Consider the following 15,657-nt stretch of genomic DNA (forward strand, 5'->3'; position numbering starts at 1 on the left):
GTGTGGGTGGGGGAGCAGGGTGTCCGGTTCTACTCCGGTGGGAGATCGCTCAACCGTTCGTCATCGCTCGTGGAGGCGCAGGCTGCCAAGTGGGCCAACCGCCGTACTCGCCTTGAGGTGGCCCGCGAGATGTACCGCATGAGGTTCCCGGGTGAAGACCCCTCGGCTTTGACCAGGCATGAACTGCTGGGCAGAGAAGGACGGCGAGTCAAGGAACGGTACCGGCAGGAGGCGGAGCGCGTCGGGCTCCAATGGCACGGAAGGGTCTACGTCCCGGGTGACTTCGATGCGGGTGACCCGCTGAACCAGGCGGTCACCGCTGCGGCCCAGTGCATGTACGGCGTTGCCCAGACCACCGTGACGGCGCTCGGCTGCGCGCCTGGTCTGGGCTTCATCCACTCCGGGCACGAACTCGCCTTCGTCCTCGACATCGCTGACCTCTACAAGACGGATATCGCCATCCCGGTGGCCTTCGAGGTGGCAGCGCACAGCCCGCAAGATGTCGGCTCACGTACGCGGCGGGCAGTCCGCGACAGCATCAACAAAGTCGGCCTCCTCAAACGGTGCGTGAACGACATCAAGCACCTACTCCTGAGCGATGCGGCCGGAGGCGCGGACGCCCTGGACGAGGACATCGACCGGGTGCTGCTGCAGAGCGATCACGGTATCGAACTGGAGTCTGGCCACAACTACGCCGACGAGGTTCCCTGGTGACGGTCATCGTGCTCACTCGTTGTCCCGTCGGGCTCCGCGGGTTTCTCACCCGCTGGCTGATGGAGATCTCTCCTGGGGTGTTCATCGGCGGCCCGTCGGCGCGGATTCGCGAGCAACTCTGGTTGCAGGTCCAGCAGTACGCCGACACGGGCCGAGCGCTCCTTGCCTACACCACGGACAATGAGCAGGGCTTCGCCTTCGAAACACATGATCATAAGTGGCATCCCATCGACCACGAAGGACTCATCCTGCTGCGCCGGCCGAAGGAACAGCAGGCCCAGCCGACCAACGAGCCACCGCGCAACTGGAGCAAGGCGGCCCGTCGACGCCGCTATGGGCAGCGTTGAGTGCGTGTCGTACCTCGCCGCCTACAGGCGACGGAGATCACCAGCGCAGTCCGAAATGCCCGAATCTGCAAAAGTGCTCCAAATTCGCCTGTCAGCGCACTAGCCATGCAGGTCACCGAGGGTGCTCCCCGCGCACGCGGGGATGGTCCCTTCCCCGATTCGCTACCCGGGGATGGTTAAAGGTGCTCCCCGCGCACGCGGGGATGGTCCCGGCGCCCGCTACCAGGCCGCCTGCCGTACCGAGTGCTCCCCGCGCACGCGGGGATGGTCCCGGATGCCCGCTGATCTCGCTCGGGTGGCAGCCGTGCTCCCCGCGCACGCGGGGATGGTCCCCACTCAGCACGCAGGCGTATCCGCTTCTGGCGGTGCTCCCCGCGCACGCGGGGATGGTCCCGACGCCGAGATCTGCCCCGGCGGTTGCGGCATGTGCTCCCCGCGCACGCGGGGATGGTCCCTCGTCGGCCTCGACAGGATCGCCAAGCGATGGGTGCTCCCCGCGCACGCGGGGATGGTCCCAGGCCCCACACCATTCCTCCCGGTGCGGGGCCGTGCTCCCCGCGCACGCGGGGATGGTCCCCCTGGCCAGGCGGCCCCGACCCGGCCGGCGTCGTGCTCCCCGCGCACGCGGGGATGGTCCCGGTGTAGTGGAACTCCGCCAGGCCGGCTCTCTGTGCTCCCCGCGCACGCGGGGATGGTCCCCACGTGCAGGCGTTCCTCGTGCACGAGCGCGAGGTGCTCCCCGCGCACGCGGGGATGGTCCCCTGGGGGCCAAGCTCCAGAAGATCAGCAAGGCGTGCTCCCCGCGCACGCGGGGATGGTCCCTGACCGAAAACCGTGTTCGGATCTTCGGAAATGTGCTCCCCGCGCACGCGGGGATGGTCCCTGCCAGGTCACACCCGCCGAGCTGACGCCACGGTGCTCCCCGCGCACGCGGGGATGGTCCCAAGCCGGCACCTCAGTTCATCGACGAGGACGCGTGCTCCCCGCGCACGCGGGGATGGTCCCCGCAGGATCTTCCGCCGCTCCGCCTTGTTCGTGTGCTCCCCGCGCACGCGGGGATGGTCCCTCAGCTTCAAGATCGATGTTCGAATCAGAAAGGTGCTCCCCGCGCACGCGGGGATGGTCCCCCGGGCCACGTGTGGCTGTACGTCAATCCGAAGTGCTCCCCGCGCACGCGGGGATGGTCCCGGCTCGTTTCAGTGCCCTTTTTGGGGTGTCGCGTGCTCCCCGCGCACGCGGGGATGGTCCCATCTGGGCCTGCGCGATCTGGAACGGCGTACCGTGCTCCCCGCGCACGCGGGGATGGTCCCGTTACGTACAGCCAGGACTTCCGTATCCAGCAGTGCTCCCCGCGCACGCGGGGATGGTCCCCGCGTCGACCAGCTTCCGTGTGTTGCCGAACAGTGCTCCCCGCGCACGCGGGGATGGTCCCCGGCATTCGAGTCTGGGGCGAACATCACAATTGTGCTCCCCGCGCACGCGGGGATGTTCCCTTCTCCCAATGGTCCGGAAGCTTGTCCCCAGGGGTGCTCCCCGCGCACGCGGGGATGGTCCCGGGAACCCGCCCACGGCATCGCTCCACGCGAGGTGCTCCCCGCGCACGCGGGGATGGTCCCTTCGCGAACAACATCACCGAGCTGGCGAAACGGTGCTCCCTGCGCACGCGGGGATGGTCCCCGCGACTCCCCCACTGCCTCATCTGCGGTGACGTGCTCCCCGCGTACGCGGGGATGGTCCCTTCTGAGCCTCAGGAGAAAGCAGAGACATAGCGTGCTCCCCGCGCACGCGGGGATGGTTCCTCCAGGACAAGCCGACCACGGCGTTCGGCGACGTGCTCCCCGCGCACGCGGGGATGGTCCCGTCACCAGGGTGGTGGCGCCGAGCGAGACGGCGTGCTCCCCGCGCACGCCGGGATGGTCCCTCCAGCGACAGGCTGCTCATCGGGTCCACGTCGTGCTTCCCGCGCACGCGGGAAGTGGTCCCTGAGCGCACAGGGACCACCCCGAGGTGGATTGTTAGCGTGCTCGACTGCTTTCGTCGTCGTCCCAGATGAGGATTGTTCGGTCGGCGGGCAGGATGCGGTTGCGCTTGCGGGGCTGGTTGATGACGAACACGGGGACGCCCTCGGGGATGTCCAGTTCCTTGCGCTCCTCGGGGGAGGGCATCCGGGCGGTGATCTCCGCTGACCGCTGTACGGCGACCCGTTCGGCGGGCACCTGCGGCCGGACGTAGGAGCCTTCACGCTTCACGGTGACGATCAGCCCCTCGCTGCGCAGCACACCCAGTGCCTGCCGTACTGCGACGCGGCCGAGCTCGTACTGCTGCATCAGCCGGGTCTCCGAGGGGAGTGCCTGGCCAGGCTTGAGCCGGCCAGCTGTGATGTCCGCGCGGATGATGTCGGCCAGCTGGCGGTGCACAGGTCGATCGGAACCGAAGTCGATCACAAGAGGTCATCATCACAACACCACTACCTCATATGGTCTCGTAGGCATATGCTCATAAGCATCTACGTGCAGGAACGTTGCCACACGGCGAAGTGGGAGGTTCGCGCAATGGTCGAGCTGCCACACCACCAGATGGAGGATTGGCCATGCCCACGGATGTCCGTGCATCCCTCTGGCCGAATCGCCGCTCCGGCCGTCGCCATCGACTGGACGATGGAGGACTGGCTGCAGGACCAGGCAACACGTCAACGGGTCGTCGACTACACGTGTTCCTGCTGCGTGGTGGTCTACGAACTGCTGAGTGGCGGTGGCCTGTGCGTGTTCCGCCGCACCCATCAGATCACCCCGCCCAGGGTCGCCTACGCCGGACCCTGGCGCCGGGCGGAGGCGGAACGCTTGTGGAAGCTGCTTCTGGCGGGTGAAGCCCGCTGATGGCCTCGCCACGTGGCCGAAGCCGGAGACATGCCCGACGGGGAGAAACTTGGCAAAGCCGCCCCCGCCCGTCCTTTGCCAGCCGCAGGTTGGCCACGGCGTCCAGCCGCCCGCCAAGACGACACTCATTACCGCGGATGCGTGCTCGTCTTAGCCTTGAGTCCGTTGTTGCTCGGCAAGGGAGCCTCATGACTCACGGCAAAGCTCAGCCCGCGTACGCCACTGTGGCTGACGACCTCCGTCGGCGGATCAGCGGCGGCGAATATCCGCCCGGCGGGATGATCCCGTCCGAGGCGGTGCTCATGCAGACGTACGGCGTCGCTCGCGGCACCGTACGCCAAGCACTCGCGGAGCTGGAACGCGAGGGCCTGGTCGTGAGTCAGATGGGCCGCGGTCGCAGGGTGCAGGGGCGGGCCGCGCAGGGCGCGAAGCCCGCCACGCGCTATGAGGACGTGGCCAACCAGCTCCGCGCCGCCATCGAGGCCGGCGAGTTTCCTCCGGATGTGCGTCTGCCTGGTGAACCTGTCCTCGCCGAGAGGTTCGGTACGGCGCGCATCACGGTACGCAAGGCCCTGGAACTGCTTCAGCAGGAGGGCCTGATCATCGTCATCCCCAGCAAGGGCCGTTTCGTGGCCACCAGTTCGCCACCGAGCAACACGAGCAGAGAGGGCTGATCCATGACCACCACCCCCACCCCCCAGGGTTTCGGCGAGCAGGACGCACACAGAGCGCTCGTTGCAGCCTGCGAGCACGCCGGGCTGGACAGTCGAGGTGCAGTCCCCATGCGGCTCGGCGAGAACGCGCTGTACCGCCTGGCGTCAGCCCCGGTGGTGGTGAGGATCGCTCGGAGCGTGAATCTCCTGTCCGATGTGCGTAAGGAGGTGGCGGTCGCGCGGTGGCTGGAAGCGGCGGCCTTCCCCAGCGTGCGCCTTTTCTCGGACTGTCCCCAGGCGACCATTCACGATGGCCGGGTGGTGACATTCTGGCGGCATCTCGACAGCGGCGGCCCGGCTCCCAGCTTCGCCGACCTGGCGGTGATGCTACGACGACTGCATGACGTACCGAAGCCGGTGGATCTGGTTCTGCCGCTGTTCGATCCGCTCGCGCGTGTGGAGGATCGCTTGGACTGCGCCTCCACCGTCGCCGACGAGGACCTCGAGTTCCTCCGCCAGCGGGTCAAGGACCTCTACGCCGAGTACAACTCCCTCGACTTCCCCCTGCCCGCCGGCCACATCCACGGCGACGGCCACAAGAACAACCTCCTGCGCCGCAGCGACGGTCAGGTGATCCTGCTCGACTTCGAGGCGTTCGCCTGGGGGCCGCGCGAGTGGGACCTCTGCACAGGCTGGGGGATCCCGTTCAGGGGTTTCCGCTGGGTCTCGCGGGAGGAGTACGCGCGAGCTGTGGACGCGTACGGCTTCGACGTCACCGAATGGCCCGGCTTCCACACCATCCGCCGTATCCGCGAGACCACGATGACTAGCTGGCTCATGCAGAACGTGGACCACAGCCCCGAGATCCGTGCTGAGTTCGACAGGCGCGTGGCGTCACTGCGGCATGACGTCCTGCCGCGCGTTTGGAGGCCGTTCTGAGCACTCGTATTCCAGCGATCTCTGTCTTGGGAGGGCATGCTGTTCCCCGGTTGTCGAGAACGCGAGATCGCGCGGAAGGGCAGGACGTTGATTCTGAACGCTCTCATGCACGGGAGAATTCGCCATGCTGAGACATGGGCGGAGATGTCGCAGCTGATCACCGAGGTGGTCGAGAACCTGCCTGATCCTGAACCGCCTCCGAAGCAGGAGTCGGAGCCCGCACCAGCGTGGGTCCGGGAGGCACTTGAGAGTTTGCCCAAGCCCGACTGGCCGGACGGCGGCATGACCGCTCAGTTCATCTTCGCCGGACAGCGCTTGGACATGGATGACCTTACCGGTCAGTTCGACAATTACCTGCACATCGCAGTGAATGCTGCGACCGGCTACGGCGCCCTCATGTGGCTCGTAACGGAAGGCACCACTGTGTCAGTTGCCCCGAGTATCGCCGAGCACGTGTGGATCTCGGATAACCCTTACCCGCCCGCTTTCGATCCTGACGTCATCTCCGACCCGGGATTCCCTCGCTACCATCACCCGCACAGCACCCTGCCGGTTGGTCAGATCCGCGCCGCTGTGGAGGAATTCTGCCGCAACGGCACCGGGCATAGGCCCGAGTGCATCAGCTGGACCCCCGGCGAATTGTCCGGGCGGCGCCTCGATACACCAGAGCCGGAAGAACGGATCACGCTTTGCGAGGATCCGTGGTGCGATCAGGCAGGTTGGCACCCCTATCACGCTGTCGGAACCAGTCAGGACGCGAACCCGATGGCGTAGAGCCGCCGCTTTCGTTCAACGGCAACGAAGGAACCTCTCGCGGGTCGTAGTCGCGAGGATTTCCCTCATCGCGATTGTCAGTACCGATCAATAGGCTGCGGCCCGTGATCGAGATCGATTTATGTCCGGCCCGGATCGGAGCACCCGCGTGAACCCCGTACAGGAGGCACTCGACCGCATCGAGACCGGCTCCGTCGCAAGCCTCGTAGCGTTCCTGAACGGCCTCGGCGACGACGACAAGCGCGCGATCGGCCGGCACTTACCGGCTCACCTGAGCGAACGCGGACGTGCTGGGTGGGAGGCCCAGCAGCGGGTCCGGGAGCTGGCGCCCCTCTACCGCTTGGCCGGGGCGGCCTGCTTGGGCGGGGCGGAGCAGGTGGCGTCCTGGCTCAACCGGCGGGAGTTGCGCCGGGTGGAGCCGGAGGCTGATGCCGCACGCATGATGTCTGTGCTGGCGAACCGGTCGCTGGAGTGGCGCCGTGATCTGGCCGTTCGCCTGGTGCGGCGGCTGCGGCCGGCCACTGGCTCGACGTGGCGGCGCATGCAGGCGTTGGGAGACTGGGATCTGGCCGCGGCGCTGGTCATCGAGACAGGCGCCGAGCCGCCGGAGAACGACGCGTTCGTGTCCGGATGGGTGTTGCGGACGGCCTTGCGGCAGCAGGCGAACCGGGGAGCTCCGGTACTCGCCGGCGATCGGCTGCTCGATCACATGCTGCCGCGCCTGTTCCAAGCGCAGGGCGTGGCGGACGGGCTGACCTGGGGCCGAGTCTGGGCAGACGGTCACACCATCATCGGTGAGCTGGTCGCGTTGTCCCGGACAGGCCGTGTGCCGCGCCAGGCGCTGCTCGACGGCTGCATGAGCCGGTTCCTGACCGGAGTCGACGCCGCTGACGCCGGTTCGTTCGTCACGCTGTGGCGGGAGCTGAAGCCGGAAACGGCCGAGATCCCGGTGGCCGACTTCGTCCGAGTGCTGCCGTCGGCGCCCTCACCCGTGCTCCAGCTCGCCATGGAGGAACTGCACCGGGCGGAGTCCGCTGGAATGCTCGACGCGGAACTGTTCGCCGAGGCGGTCCAGGCGCTGGCGTACCGGCCGGAGAAGAAGAACATGGCGGCCGCGGTGAAGTGGATCGCCGACGCGCCCCCGGCCAGGGGCGCCGCCGCGGCGGCCGCGCTGGTGCCCGTGCTCGACGTCGATACGCCCAGCCTTCGCGAACGTGCGGTACGCGTCGCGGTCAAGCTTGCCCCGCACACCGCCGAACCCGACAGGGAGGCGATCCGCGAGGCGGGTGCCCGGCTGCCTGCCGACCTGCGCCGGCGGTTGGCCGCAGCTTATGGCGCGGTGGACGAGGTCTCACCCGAGCCCGTGACGGTTCCCGCGCTGACCGCGACGTCGCTGCCCGCCCTGGCCCCGCCCATCACCTCGGTGCCGGAACTGGCCGCTGAGCTGGACAGACCGCTCTGGCCGCAGGATCCGGCGCGGGCCGACCGCATTCTCGCAGCGCTGGTCGAGCTGACGCACCGGGACCGCGATGCCGTCGTGGCCGGGTTGCAGTCGTGGTGGCGGACGAACTGGAAGCACCCCTTCGACGCGAGCGTCTATGTATACGGCATTTCCGGCTTCGACGAGGAAATTCCTTTTCTACTGTTGCGCTGCGCGCTGGCCATCGTGTCGCCCGCGGACAGCCGCGAGCTGACCAAGTTGCTGAACGGCGAAGGCCGCTGGCCGAGCCATGAACCTGCTCTGCAACGATTCGTCCAGCAGCGTTTCCGCGAAGTCATATCCCTGTTCGAGCGGGGCGAGACGGTCCCCGTGCTGCTGGCCACGCCGACCTCGCCCACGGGGCACGTCGACGCCGCCACCCTGGTCGCGCGCATGGAGCGGCTGAACGGCACCGAGCCACTTGAACACGATTTCCTGCAGGCGTTGCTGCGGCTGCCGCGCCGGATCAATCCGGAGCTTGCCGAACGGGCAGAGAGACTGCCGTCGGAAGCGGGCCGGCGGCTGGCGGCCTGCCTGCGCGACGGCGGGTTGCCCGACCCCGTGGTGACCTGGGAGCTCGAGGCGTTCGACCGCCCGGGGTCCTACCACCAGTCGCTGCAGGAGGCGCATGCCCGGCTGGCACCGCCCGAGGGCGTGCCCGGGCCGCTCGCCGAGCTGTGGACGCTCGTGCCCAAGGCCGGCTATCCCGCCTTCTCCCGGAACATGGTGTGGTGGCCGTCCATCATGCCGTCGCATCGGGAGGCCGTGGCCGCGTACCTCCTTGAGTGCCTCCCAGGGTTCATGGACGTGGAGGTCGTGGCCGCCCTGACGCATAACGACGGTCCGGTCGGCCTCGCGACAGCGAGCACGATCGTTGCCGGCATGAGCCAGCCGGTCCCCGCCCAGCGGGCCCGCGCCGCCGACGCGATCCTCACGCTGGCCGCGCGCGGGGAACTGCCCGCGGCTGACCTCGGCCGGGCCATTGGTCACATGGTTGTCGGCGAGCAGGTCAAACTCAACCGGATCATCGGCATCCTCGGCGAGGTCACGGCAGGCGGGGCACACGCCGAGATCTGGACGGCTCTGGCACAGGCGGTGCCCCTGCTACTGCCTGGGCCCGGCGAGAAGGCCAGGGCCGGGCTGGGGAAGTTGCTCACGGTCGCTACGCAGGCGGCGGTACTCACCGGGGCGCAGGACGACCTACCGGGGCTGGCGGAGCTGGCCGCACGCAAGGGCTCAACCTTGCTGATCCACGAGGCGCGGCGCCTGTACGAGGCGATCTCACCCTGAGACGTCGTCTCGGACCCCTACTCGTGATCAAGACCGGAGAATGGGGCGGCGGCACTTGTGTGAGTGGAGGTAGGCCGGTGCGCCATTGTGGGGACGCCCACCGTGGCCGCTTCCCGGCTGAGCCAGCGCGAGGTGTCACGAGCGCGAGGTGCGCAAACCGCTGGGGCGAGCGCCACACCAGCGACTCGGTCGGCGTGGCTCGTGGTCCTTCCCTCAGGTACCGCTCGGTCGCTGGTGGCAACCCCGAGTAGCTTGCTGAGGGTTCATCTCGCTGCCCCTGCTTCGGAGCGGGCTCGCGCGAGCCTCGTCTCGGTGAAGCTCTGGAACTCGCGCACTCTTGGATCGTTCCCATAGCGCGCGAGCTGATTGACGAAGTCCTGTACGTACCTGCGGGTCCGGGCCGATCGCAGGTCGGCCACGGTGGTCACCACCTCGCGGGCTACGGCGAGGCCGTGGTCGAGGTCGCCGCCGGCGACGTGGCTGGTGGCCAGGATGGTGCGTACGAAGGACAGGCTGCGGACGTAGAGGCTCTCGGAGAGCTGCACGCTCTCCATGACGCGGTCGCGGGCTCGATGGTGATGTCCGAGGTCGCGGAAGCAGTGGGCGAACTCGGCCGCCAGCTCGGCCTCGTCGAAGTACCGGAGCCAGACCGGATCATCCTCTGGTACTCGCCGGTCGAACCAGCGTTCTGCCTCCAAAAGTGCCTGGCTGCATCCGGCCTCGTCGCCCTGGGAAGCCAGTGCTCGCGCCTCCATGGCGCTGAACAAGGCCATGGCCGTCGGTGTGGCGGCGTCCTTGGCGCCCATCTGAGCGGCCCGTGCCAGGTTCACCGCCATGCCGTAGTGGCCCAGATAGTTGGCTTGGTGGCTCATGCCGGCCAGGATGCGGCCGCCCAGCATGCGGTTGTCAGCCTCACGCGCCAGGCGAAGGGCCTTGGTCATGTACTGCTGGGCGAGGCCGTGCCTCCCGGTGTCGTACGCCATCCACGCCGCAAGACGCAGCATGGCCGCCGTCTCGGAGAGGAACTCCTTGCCGAGCGCCGTCTCTGGCCGGATGTGCTTGAGCAGCGGCTCCACTTCCATGGCGATGTACTGGACCACGGTGGTTCTGGCGTGGCCGCCCCCGAACCGGTAGTCGAGCTTGGCGAACATCGCCGTTGTCTCACGTACTGCCTCGACACTGGACGCCGTGATCAATCGCCTTTCAGCCAGCGGTTTCGGGATCGGTGCGGGATTCACCAGCCACGTGACCATGGAGTCGTTCCACGAGTCTGCGGAGACGTCGCACTCGACCACCTGAGGATTGGCCGAGAGATCGCCGGACACCAGTACGGTCACGCTCTCGGCCAGGCCGTCCGCCTGCGACTGCTTCAGGGAGCTCGCCGTAAAGGGCGTGGCCTCGGCGTACATCATGCCGATGTCGCGCACGCTCACCCGCTCGCCGAGCTTGCGGCTGAGAGCCTCGGCGATGAAGTGCGGGGTCAGGCCACGGGGGTGCATTCCGTCGAGCCAGCGTTTCACCGACACGTGATCGCAGCGGATGTCCGCACCATGGCTCGTGGCGACATCCTGCACGCGCCGCGCGAGGGCCTTGTTGGAACAAGCGGCTCTGGCCATGACTCCTGCGAGCTGGTGGTTCGGCTCTCGGAGCTTCATGGCAACCCCCAACCCTCAGTGATCACTATGTCGCCGTAAGTTTGCACCCCCTCCCGGCTGTCGTGCACCTCCCTTCGCCGAATTGCACCGCCTTTTGAACACTGCCGTACCCCCTGACCTGCGCGGTTTTCTGGTGTCACGAACACGGCGGGCCCCGAAAGGACCTTGACGGACTCGCCAGTCCTGTTCTATACCTGTACAGGACAGGATCTCGACAAGGGGGCCTGTCACCAGGAGGGACAGGCGCGCGACTGCGATCAGAAGGGATCACGACAATGCCTGCTCTCCGACCCCGCCGCTTCCTGCCCACGGTGCTGATGATCCTCGCGGCCTTTTTCGTGATCACTCAGCCACATAAGGCCGCGATCGCCGTCAACCACGCCGTGGACGCCGTACAGGCGATCGCCAAGGCCCTGACCGTCTTCAGCAACGGTCTCGGCTGAACCACCGAACAGAACAAGCCGGGGCGCGGCCATAGTCGCCAAACCTGATCCGCGCCCCGGCACCCCTTAGAGAGGTGTCCTCATCATGACCCACGGGTCCAGCAACACACAGCCCACACCTGAACTCGAACTGGCCGTCGTCTGGGAGTCCGTCCAGTGGACCTGCCTGGTCTGCGGCGGTGCCGAGGAGATCGCGCCCGACGAGGAGGCTCCGACTCCGCCCATCTGTCCGACCTGCCATCGGCTCGCCGTCGCCGAGGCCCTCGCCACCCTGCTGGGGGTGCGGCGATGAACGAGCTGGCTGCCGCCGTCCTGGGCGACGAGGAACTGTCCGATCTTCGCGACGACCTGCTGAACGCCAACCCGGCCTGTGAGAACGGCGACGTCGACCTCTTCACCGGCCCCGACTTGTTCGAGCACGAGCCCGACGACGTGCGGGAGGCCCGAGAGGCGCAGGCCAAGGCCGTGTGCGCCGGATGCCCCGCGCGTGCCGCCTGCCTGGCCTACGCCTTGGCCATACGTCCAGAGGCCGGCGTCTGGGCGGGCCTGACCACTGACGAACTGTTCCAGGGGAGAGCCGCCTGATGGCCCGCTTCCAGTGCGCCGACTGCGGCAAGCGGTCGTGCAGCGCCTATCGCTGCCGTGGCTGCGGCGTCCGCCGCCAGGTCGAAGTGTGCACCTCGCACGGCACGCGATGCCTGCCTGGCTGTCGTCTGTGCCGAATCCTCGCCCGCTCACAGTCCGGCATCTGAAAGGAGGCTTCATGCACGAGTCGACCCGCCCCGTCCGGCTGTCGCCGTGGCCGGCCAGGTGCTGTCCACGCTGTGTGGCACAGCTCGACGGCGGACCCGTCCAGTTCTACTGCGCACTGTGCCGTCGCGCGGTGTACGCCGCCGACCTCGACCACGAGATCCACGCCCCACTGAGGAGGAGTGCATGATCACGGCGTTGCTCTACCTGGTGACGTTCGGCGCCGGGTTCATCACCTGCGATCTGGTACGCATCGCGCAGGAACGGCTGCGCCTGCGCCAGGCCGTTCGGTTCACCGTCGACGCGGCCGGATCGCCGGACAAGGTGCTGCGCATCTGGTCCAGCCACCGCGCGAACTGGTGCGACCGGCCAGGATGCCCGCGCTGCTGGGGGAGGCGGGGCCGATGACCGCAACGATCTACGGGCCTCGTCCACTGAGCGAGGGTGAACAGACCGCTGTCTCGGTCACCGCCGCTGCCGTGGCCGGACTGGGCCTGCTCGGCTTCGTCATCAGCTTCGCCACGGTGGCCGAGGCCGCCGAACCGTCCTTCGGATGGTTCGCCTGGATCGTTCCACTCGGCATCGACCTCGGCATCGCCGTCTTCTCCGCGCTGGACATCGTCCTCGCCCGGCTCGGCATGCGCCTTCGCCTGCTCCGGCTGGTGCCGTGGTCGCTGACGGGCGCCACGATCTACCTGAACGTGGCAGGCCAGGACACCATGTTCGGGGTCATCGCCCATGCCATGCTTCCCGGTCTTTGGGTGGTGGCGGTAGAGGTGGGCGCGTACGCCATCCGCAAGCGCGCCGACCTTGCCAAGCCGAACCACATGGAGTCCATCAGGGTCTCCCGGTGGCTGCTGGCCTTCCCGTCCACCTTCGCCCTGTGGCGCCGGATGGTGCTGTGGGAGATCCGCTCGTACCCGAACGCGCTCAATCGCGAGCGTGACCGCATCCTCGCCCGCACCGACCTTCAGGACCGGTACGGCAGGCTGTGGCGGTTCAAGGCCACCCGCCGGGAACGCGCGCTCTACCGGCTCGGCGAACTCGCTCCCGAGCACATGCAACTCACGCCGGCGATCACGCGTCCGGCGCTGCCCCCGAAACCCGTATCCAAGCCCAAAGCTTCGAGAAAGAGCACAAGGCTTCGAGCCGATGTGGACGATCTGATGGCGCTGGGCTGGCAGATCGCCGCCGACCACGAGACGCGCAACATCGCGCTCACCCGTGACCGGCTCCGTGACGCCATCCGGCAGACCGGCCGGTCCGTCTCCACCGACCGTGCCGGAGCCCTGCTGTCCCGCCTACGGACCGAGGCGCCGCCCGAGAGGCTCACGACCGCCGGACGGACCGCCGACACGGAGGCGGACGGACCGCACGGCCCGACCGCCGACGATCAACCGGACGGTTCGCGGTCCGACCGCGAACCGTCACAGACACAGGGCGCGGCCTCCACTCCGCCAAGAACAGTGGCCACGCCCCGCCACCCCGCAACCGTCAAGGCACACGAGGTGTATTCATCATGACCCACAACCCGCACGAACCCGACAGTCGCGGGCTGCACGGCTTCGAGTGGTCGGACGGTACTCCAGCAGACGGTGGCGAGGCCGAGGTCGTACCACTCGACTCGCGCCGCCGTACCCGCCAGGCCGACAGCCTGGAGTCAGACTCTGACGACGACTTCTTCGACCGCGAGACCGTAGCCGTCACCGACCACGTCACCGGTCCGCCGGTCGATCCACCGGACGAGGACGCCGTACCACCAACCGCCAGGATCGCGCAGGGCCGCGCGCCCATCGTGCCGGTGTGGCTCCGCACGTGGCAGTCCATCCGCGCGATGGTCGCCTGGCAGATCCGTGACGCCGGATACGTCCTCGGCTACCACGGTGTGCGCTCGCCGAAGTACCTGGCCAAAACGCTCTGGTACGCGGTCCCTGGCATGTTCAAGGCCATCGGCCGCCTCCTGCACTGGGCGACGGCGGAAGAGGGCAACTGGGCGCTTCGCCAGTGCGCCGCCGACCGCAACGACGCGGAGACGTGGCTGAAGCTGGACAAGCAGCGCCAACGCCAGTCCCGCTGGCGTTGGTCGATCCTGCTCACGTTGGGCATCGTCGCCCTGATCGGCCTGTTGGTCTTCCTGGTGGCGGACATCCCCAGTTGGATGCGCCTCGCGGTGCTGGCCGTGGCCGTCCCGCTGCTGGCCCGCGCGGGGCGTCCAACGGACAGGCCGATCACCGACCGCGTGAGCGAGGCACCGCGCTACCGCAAGCTCACCGCCGAGTTGGTGCGGCGAGCGCTGCTGTCGTGCGGTATCTCCGGCATCACCCAAGCGGTCAGCAAGGACCCGAACGCCATCAGCTTCCCGCAGGAGATCCACCGCGACGGCCCAGGCCACCTGGCCATCGTGGATCTGCCCTTTGGCGTGGAGGCCGCCGACGTGGTGGCCCGGCGGGGCCGTCTGGCCTCGGCCATGCGGCTTCCGCTCGACCAGGTCTGGCCCGAGCCGGCGGCCGGCCACCCCGGGCGCCTTGCTCTGTGGGTGGGCTACGAGCCCGCCTCGCAGATGAAGCAACCGGCTTGGCCCCTGCTGCGCGAAGGCCAGGTGGACGTGTTCAAGCCGTTCCCGTTCGCCACGACTCCGCGCATGGAGACCAGCCACGCTGAGCTGGTGTTCCGCAATTGGCTCGTCGGCGGGCAGCCCGGCTCCGGCAAGACGTTCGGACTCAGGCTCGCGGTTCTGGCCGCCGCCCTCGACCCGCGCGCCGAGCTGCGCATCTACGAACTGAAGGGAGTAGGCGACTTCAAGGTCGTGGAACCGGTCTGCACCGAGTACGGCAACGGCTTCGACGACGAGACGATCGCCCGCTGCGCCGCGATGTTCGCCTGGCTGTACAAGGAGTGCGAACGCCGCTCCAAGCGCATCGCCCACTACCACGCCCTCGGCAAGGCACCGGAGAACAAGGTGACGCCCGAACTGGCGTCTCTCAAGGGCTCCGGCCTGCACCCGCTGATCGTGGCCGTGGACGAGGTCCAAGAGCTGTTCCTGCACTCGCAGTACGGCAAGGAAGCCGGGGAGATCTGCGAAAAGGTCATCAAGCTGGGCCGCGCCCTGGGAGTGATCCTTCTGCTGGGCACGCAGATCCCCGACAAGGACAGCCTGCCGACCGGCATCACCCGCAACGTCAACACTCGCTACTGCATGTCGGTGGCCGACCAGGTCGCGAACGACATGATCCTCGGCACGTCGATGTACAAGAACGGCTATCGGGCCACCGTCTTCGAGCCCGTGACCGACGCCGGTTGGGGCATCCTCATCGGCCTCGGCAAGCCGGCCGCCCGCCGTTCGTACTACCTCGACACCCGCGACGCAGAGAAGGTCATCGCCCGTGCCATGCAGCTCCGCGGACTGGCCGGCACCTTGCCCGAACCAGGCACTCAAGCCCGAGATGACTCACCGGTCTTCGACATCCTGGCCGACCTCGCCGACATCTGGCCCGCCGGAGAGAACGCGGCCTGGAACGAAGCCCTGTGCGCCCGTCTGACCGAACTCCGACCCGACGTCTACACCGGCTGGAAGTCCGAACAGCTCACCAGCGCGCTCAAGCCGTACGGCCTGAAGGTGGGCGACATCGGCCGTCGCATCGAGGGCAAGCCCGTCACCCGGCGCGGCATACGCCTCGACGACCTCACTGAGGCCATCGCCGAACGTAACCGCCAGAAACGCTCCGGCTGACCACGT

The 15,657-nt window shown here is 68.0% G+C and carries 16 protein-coding genes and 1 CRISPR repeat array; of the genes, 14 read left to right on the top strand and 2 right to left on the bottom strand.

All coding sequences use genetic code 11. The annotated features are described in order from the left end of the window. The coding region (gene cas1e, locus C1J01_RS22725) for a type I-E CRISPR-associated endonuclease Cas1e (protein WP_111180991.1) at positions 1 to 714 on the top strand (714 nt) is incomplete at its 5' end. Continuing rightward, on the top strand, positions 711 to 1,061 hold the full coding sequence (gene cas2e / locus C1J01_RS22730; protein WP_111180992.1) for a type I-E CRISPR-associated endoribonuclease Cas2e: 351 nt from the start codon (positions 711 to 713) through the stop codon (positions 1,059 to 1,061). The genes cas1e and cas2e, both read left to right, overlap by 4 nt. 121 nt (positions 1,062 to 1,182) lie before the next feature. Continuing rightward, positions 1,183 to 2,982: direct repeats of the CRISPR family, unit length 29 nt; unit sequence GTGCTCCCCGCGCACGCGGGGATGGTCCC. A 94-nt stretch (positions 2,983 to 3,076) separates the two neighbouring features. Here cas2e and C1J01_RS22735 read toward each other — a convergent pair. Beyond that, positions 3,077 to 3,478, bottom strand: coding sequence for a GntR family transcriptional regulator (locus C1J01_RS22735; RefSeq protein WP_220040052.1), 402 nt, complete (start codon positions 3,476 to 3,478; stop codon positions 3,077 to 3,079). Between the two features lie 75 nt (positions 3,479 to 3,553). On the opposite strand from C1J01_RS22735, the gene C1J01_RS22740 reads away from it, so the two are divergent. The 5 genes from C1J01_RS22740 to C1J01_RS22760 all read left to right on the top strand — a co-directional run bounded on the left by C1J01_RS22740 (position 3,554) and on the right by C1J01_RS22760 (position 9,073). Beyond that, positions 3,554 to 3,937, top strand: a complete 384-nt coding sequence (locus C1J01_RS22740) for a hypothetical protein (RefSeq protein WP_111180994.1) — start codon at positions 3,554 to 3,556, stop codon at positions 3,935 to 3,937. A gap of 188 nt (positions 3,938 to 4,125) precedes the next feature. Next, positions 4,126 to 4,611 carry a GntR family transcriptional regulator gene (locus tag C1J01_RS22745; RefSeq protein ID WP_181448911.1) on the top strand — a complete coding sequence of 162 codons (486 nt, stop codon included), beginning with the start codon at positions 4,126 to 4,128 and terminating at the stop codon, positions 4,609 to 4,611. Positions 4,612 to 4,614: 3 nt separating this feature from the next. After that, positions 4,615 to 5,529: a phosphotransferase enzyme family protein gene (locus C1J01_RS22750; RefSeq protein WP_111180996.1), complete on the top strand. Its 915-nt coding sequence runs from the start codon at positions 4,615 to 4,617 to the stop codon at positions 5,527 to 5,529. 36 nt (positions 5,530 to 5,565) lie between these two features. Beyond that, entirely contained in the window at positions 5,566 to 6,303 is a 738-nt protein-coding gene (locus C1J01_RS22755; protein ID WP_111180997.1) for an Imm1 family immunity protein, read from the top strand. Between the two features lie 148 nt (positions 6,304 to 6,451). Next, complete coding sequence (locus C1J01_RS22760; RefSeq protein ID WP_146615691.1) at positions 6,452 to 9,073, top strand: DUF6493 family protein; 2,622 nt, start codon at positions 6,452 to 6,454, stop codon at positions 9,071 to 9,073. A gap of 263 nt (positions 9,074 to 9,336) precedes the next feature. Here the strand turns inward: C1J01_RS22760 and C1J01_RS22765 are convergent, their stop codons facing one another. After that, the gene (locus C1J01_RS22765) at positions 9,337 to 10,728 is read right to left on the bottom strand and encodes an NsdA family TPR-like regulatory protein (protein ID WP_500048129.1); all 1,392 of its coding nucleotides are present in this window, start codon (positions 10,726 to 10,728) and stop codon (positions 9,337 to 9,339) included. A gap of 275 nt (positions 10,729 to 11,003) precedes the next feature. Here C1J01_RS22765 and C1J01_RS50020 point away from each other — a divergent pair, with 275 nt between their 5' ends. The 7 genes from C1J01_RS50020 (at position 11,004) to C1J01_RS22790 (ending at position 15,651) form a co-directional block, all read left to right on the top strand. Continuing rightward, positions 11,004 to 11,171, top strand: coding sequence for a hypothetical protein (locus C1J01_RS50020; RefSeq protein ID WP_181448912.1), 168 nt, complete (start codon positions 11,004 to 11,006; stop codon positions 11,169 to 11,171). Between the two features lie 85 nt (positions 11,172 to 11,256). Beyond that, on the top strand, positions 11,257 to 11,463 hold the full coding sequence (locus C1J01_RS22770) for a hypothetical protein (protein WP_111181000.1): 207 nt from the start codon (positions 11,257 to 11,259) through the stop codon (positions 11,461 to 11,463). Then, entirely contained in the window at positions 11,460 to 11,756 is a 297-nt protein-coding gene (locus tag C1J01_RS22775) for a WhiB family transcriptional regulator (protein ID WP_111181001.1), read from the top strand. Before C1J01_RS22770 ends, C1J01_RS22775 begins: the two co-directional genes overlap by 4 nt. Before the next feature lie 178 nt (positions 11,757 to 11,934). After that, positions 11,935 to 12,111, top strand: coding sequence for a hypothetical protein (locus C1J01_RS50025; RefSeq protein ID WP_181448913.1), 177 nt, complete (start codon positions 11,935 to 11,937; stop codon positions 12,109 to 12,111). Beyond that, positions 12,108 to 12,329 (top strand): hypothetical protein, encoded by a 222-nt coding sequence (locus C1J01_RS22780; protein WP_111181002.1) that lies wholly within the window; start codon positions 12,108 to 12,110, stop codon positions 12,327 to 12,329. The genes C1J01_RS50025 and C1J01_RS22780 overlap by 4 nt, the downstream gene beginning before the upstream one ends. Then, positions 12,326 to 13,444, top strand: a complete 1,119-nt coding sequence (locus C1J01_RS22785) for a DUF2637 domain-containing protein (protein ID WP_181448914.1) — start codon at positions 12,326 to 12,328, stop codon at positions 13,442 to 13,444. The genes C1J01_RS22780 and C1J01_RS22785 overlap by 4 nt, the downstream gene beginning before the upstream one ends. Then, positions 13,441 to 15,651 carry a cell division protein FtsK gene (locus tag C1J01_RS22790; RefSeq protein ID WP_220040053.1) on the top strand — a complete coding sequence of 737 codons (2,211 nt, stop codon included), beginning with the start codon at positions 13,441 to 13,443 and terminating at the stop codon, positions 15,649 to 15,651. Before C1J01_RS22785 ends, C1J01_RS22790 begins: the two co-directional genes overlap by 4 nt. Positions 15,652 to 15,657: the final 6 nt, after the last annotated feature.

It is taken from the genome of Nonomuraea aridisoli, from assembly GCF_003236395.1.
Taxonomy (GTDB): domain Bacteria; phylum Actinomycetota; class Actinomycetes; order Streptosporangiales; family Streptosporangiaceae; genus Nonomuraea; species Nonomuraea aridisoli.

Bases quoted from the DNA above. Each gene is read 5' to 3' on its own strand.
- C1J01_RS22740 (WP_111180994.1), top strand. From the start codon at position 3,554: ATGCTCATAAGCATCTACGTGCAGGAACGTTGCCACACGGCGAAGTGG.
- C1J01_RS22745 (WP_181448911.1), top strand. From the start codon at position 4,126: ATGACTCACGGCAAAGCTCAGCCCGCGTACGCCACTGTGGCTGACGAC.
- C1J01_RS22750 (WP_111180996.1), top strand. From the start codon at position 4,615: ATGACCACCACCCCCACCCCCCAGGGTTTCGGCGAGCAGGACGCACAC.
- C1J01_RS22755 (WP_111180997.1), top strand. From the start codon at position 5,566: ATGCTGTTCCCCGGTTGTCGAGAACGCGAGATCGCGCGGAAGGGCAGG.
- C1J01_RS22765 (WP_500048129.1), bottom strand. From the start codon at position 10,728: ATGAAGCTCCGAGAGCCGAACCACCAGCTCGCAGGAGTCATGGCCAGA.
- C1J01_RS50020 (WP_181448912.1), top strand. From the start codon at position 11,004: ATGCCTGCTCTCCGACCCCGCCGCTTCCTGCCCACGGTGCTGATGATC.
- C1J01_RS22770 (WP_111181000.1), top strand. From the start codon at position 11,257: ATGACCCACGGGTCCAGCAACACACAGCCCACACCTGAACTCGAACTG.
- C1J01_RS22775 (WP_111181001.1), top strand. From the start codon at position 11,460: ATGAACGAGCTGGCTGCCGCCGTCCTGGGCGACGAGGAACTGTCCGAT.
- C1J01_RS50025 (WP_181448913.1), top strand. From the start codon at position 11,935: ATGCACGAGTCGACCCGCCCCGTCCGGCTGTCGCCGTGGCCGGCCAGG.
- C1J01_RS22780 (WP_111181002.1), top strand. From the start codon at position 12,108: ATGATCACGGCGTTGCTCTACCTGGTGACGTTCGGCGCCGGGTTCATC.
- C1J01_RS22785 (WP_181448914.1), top strand. From the start codon at position 12,326: ATGACCGCAACGATCTACGGGCCTCGTCCACTGAGCGAGGGTGAACAG.
- C1J01_RS22790 (WP_220040053.1), top strand. From the start codon at position 13,441: ATGACCCACAACCCGCACGAACCCGACAGTCGCGGGCTGCACGGCTTC.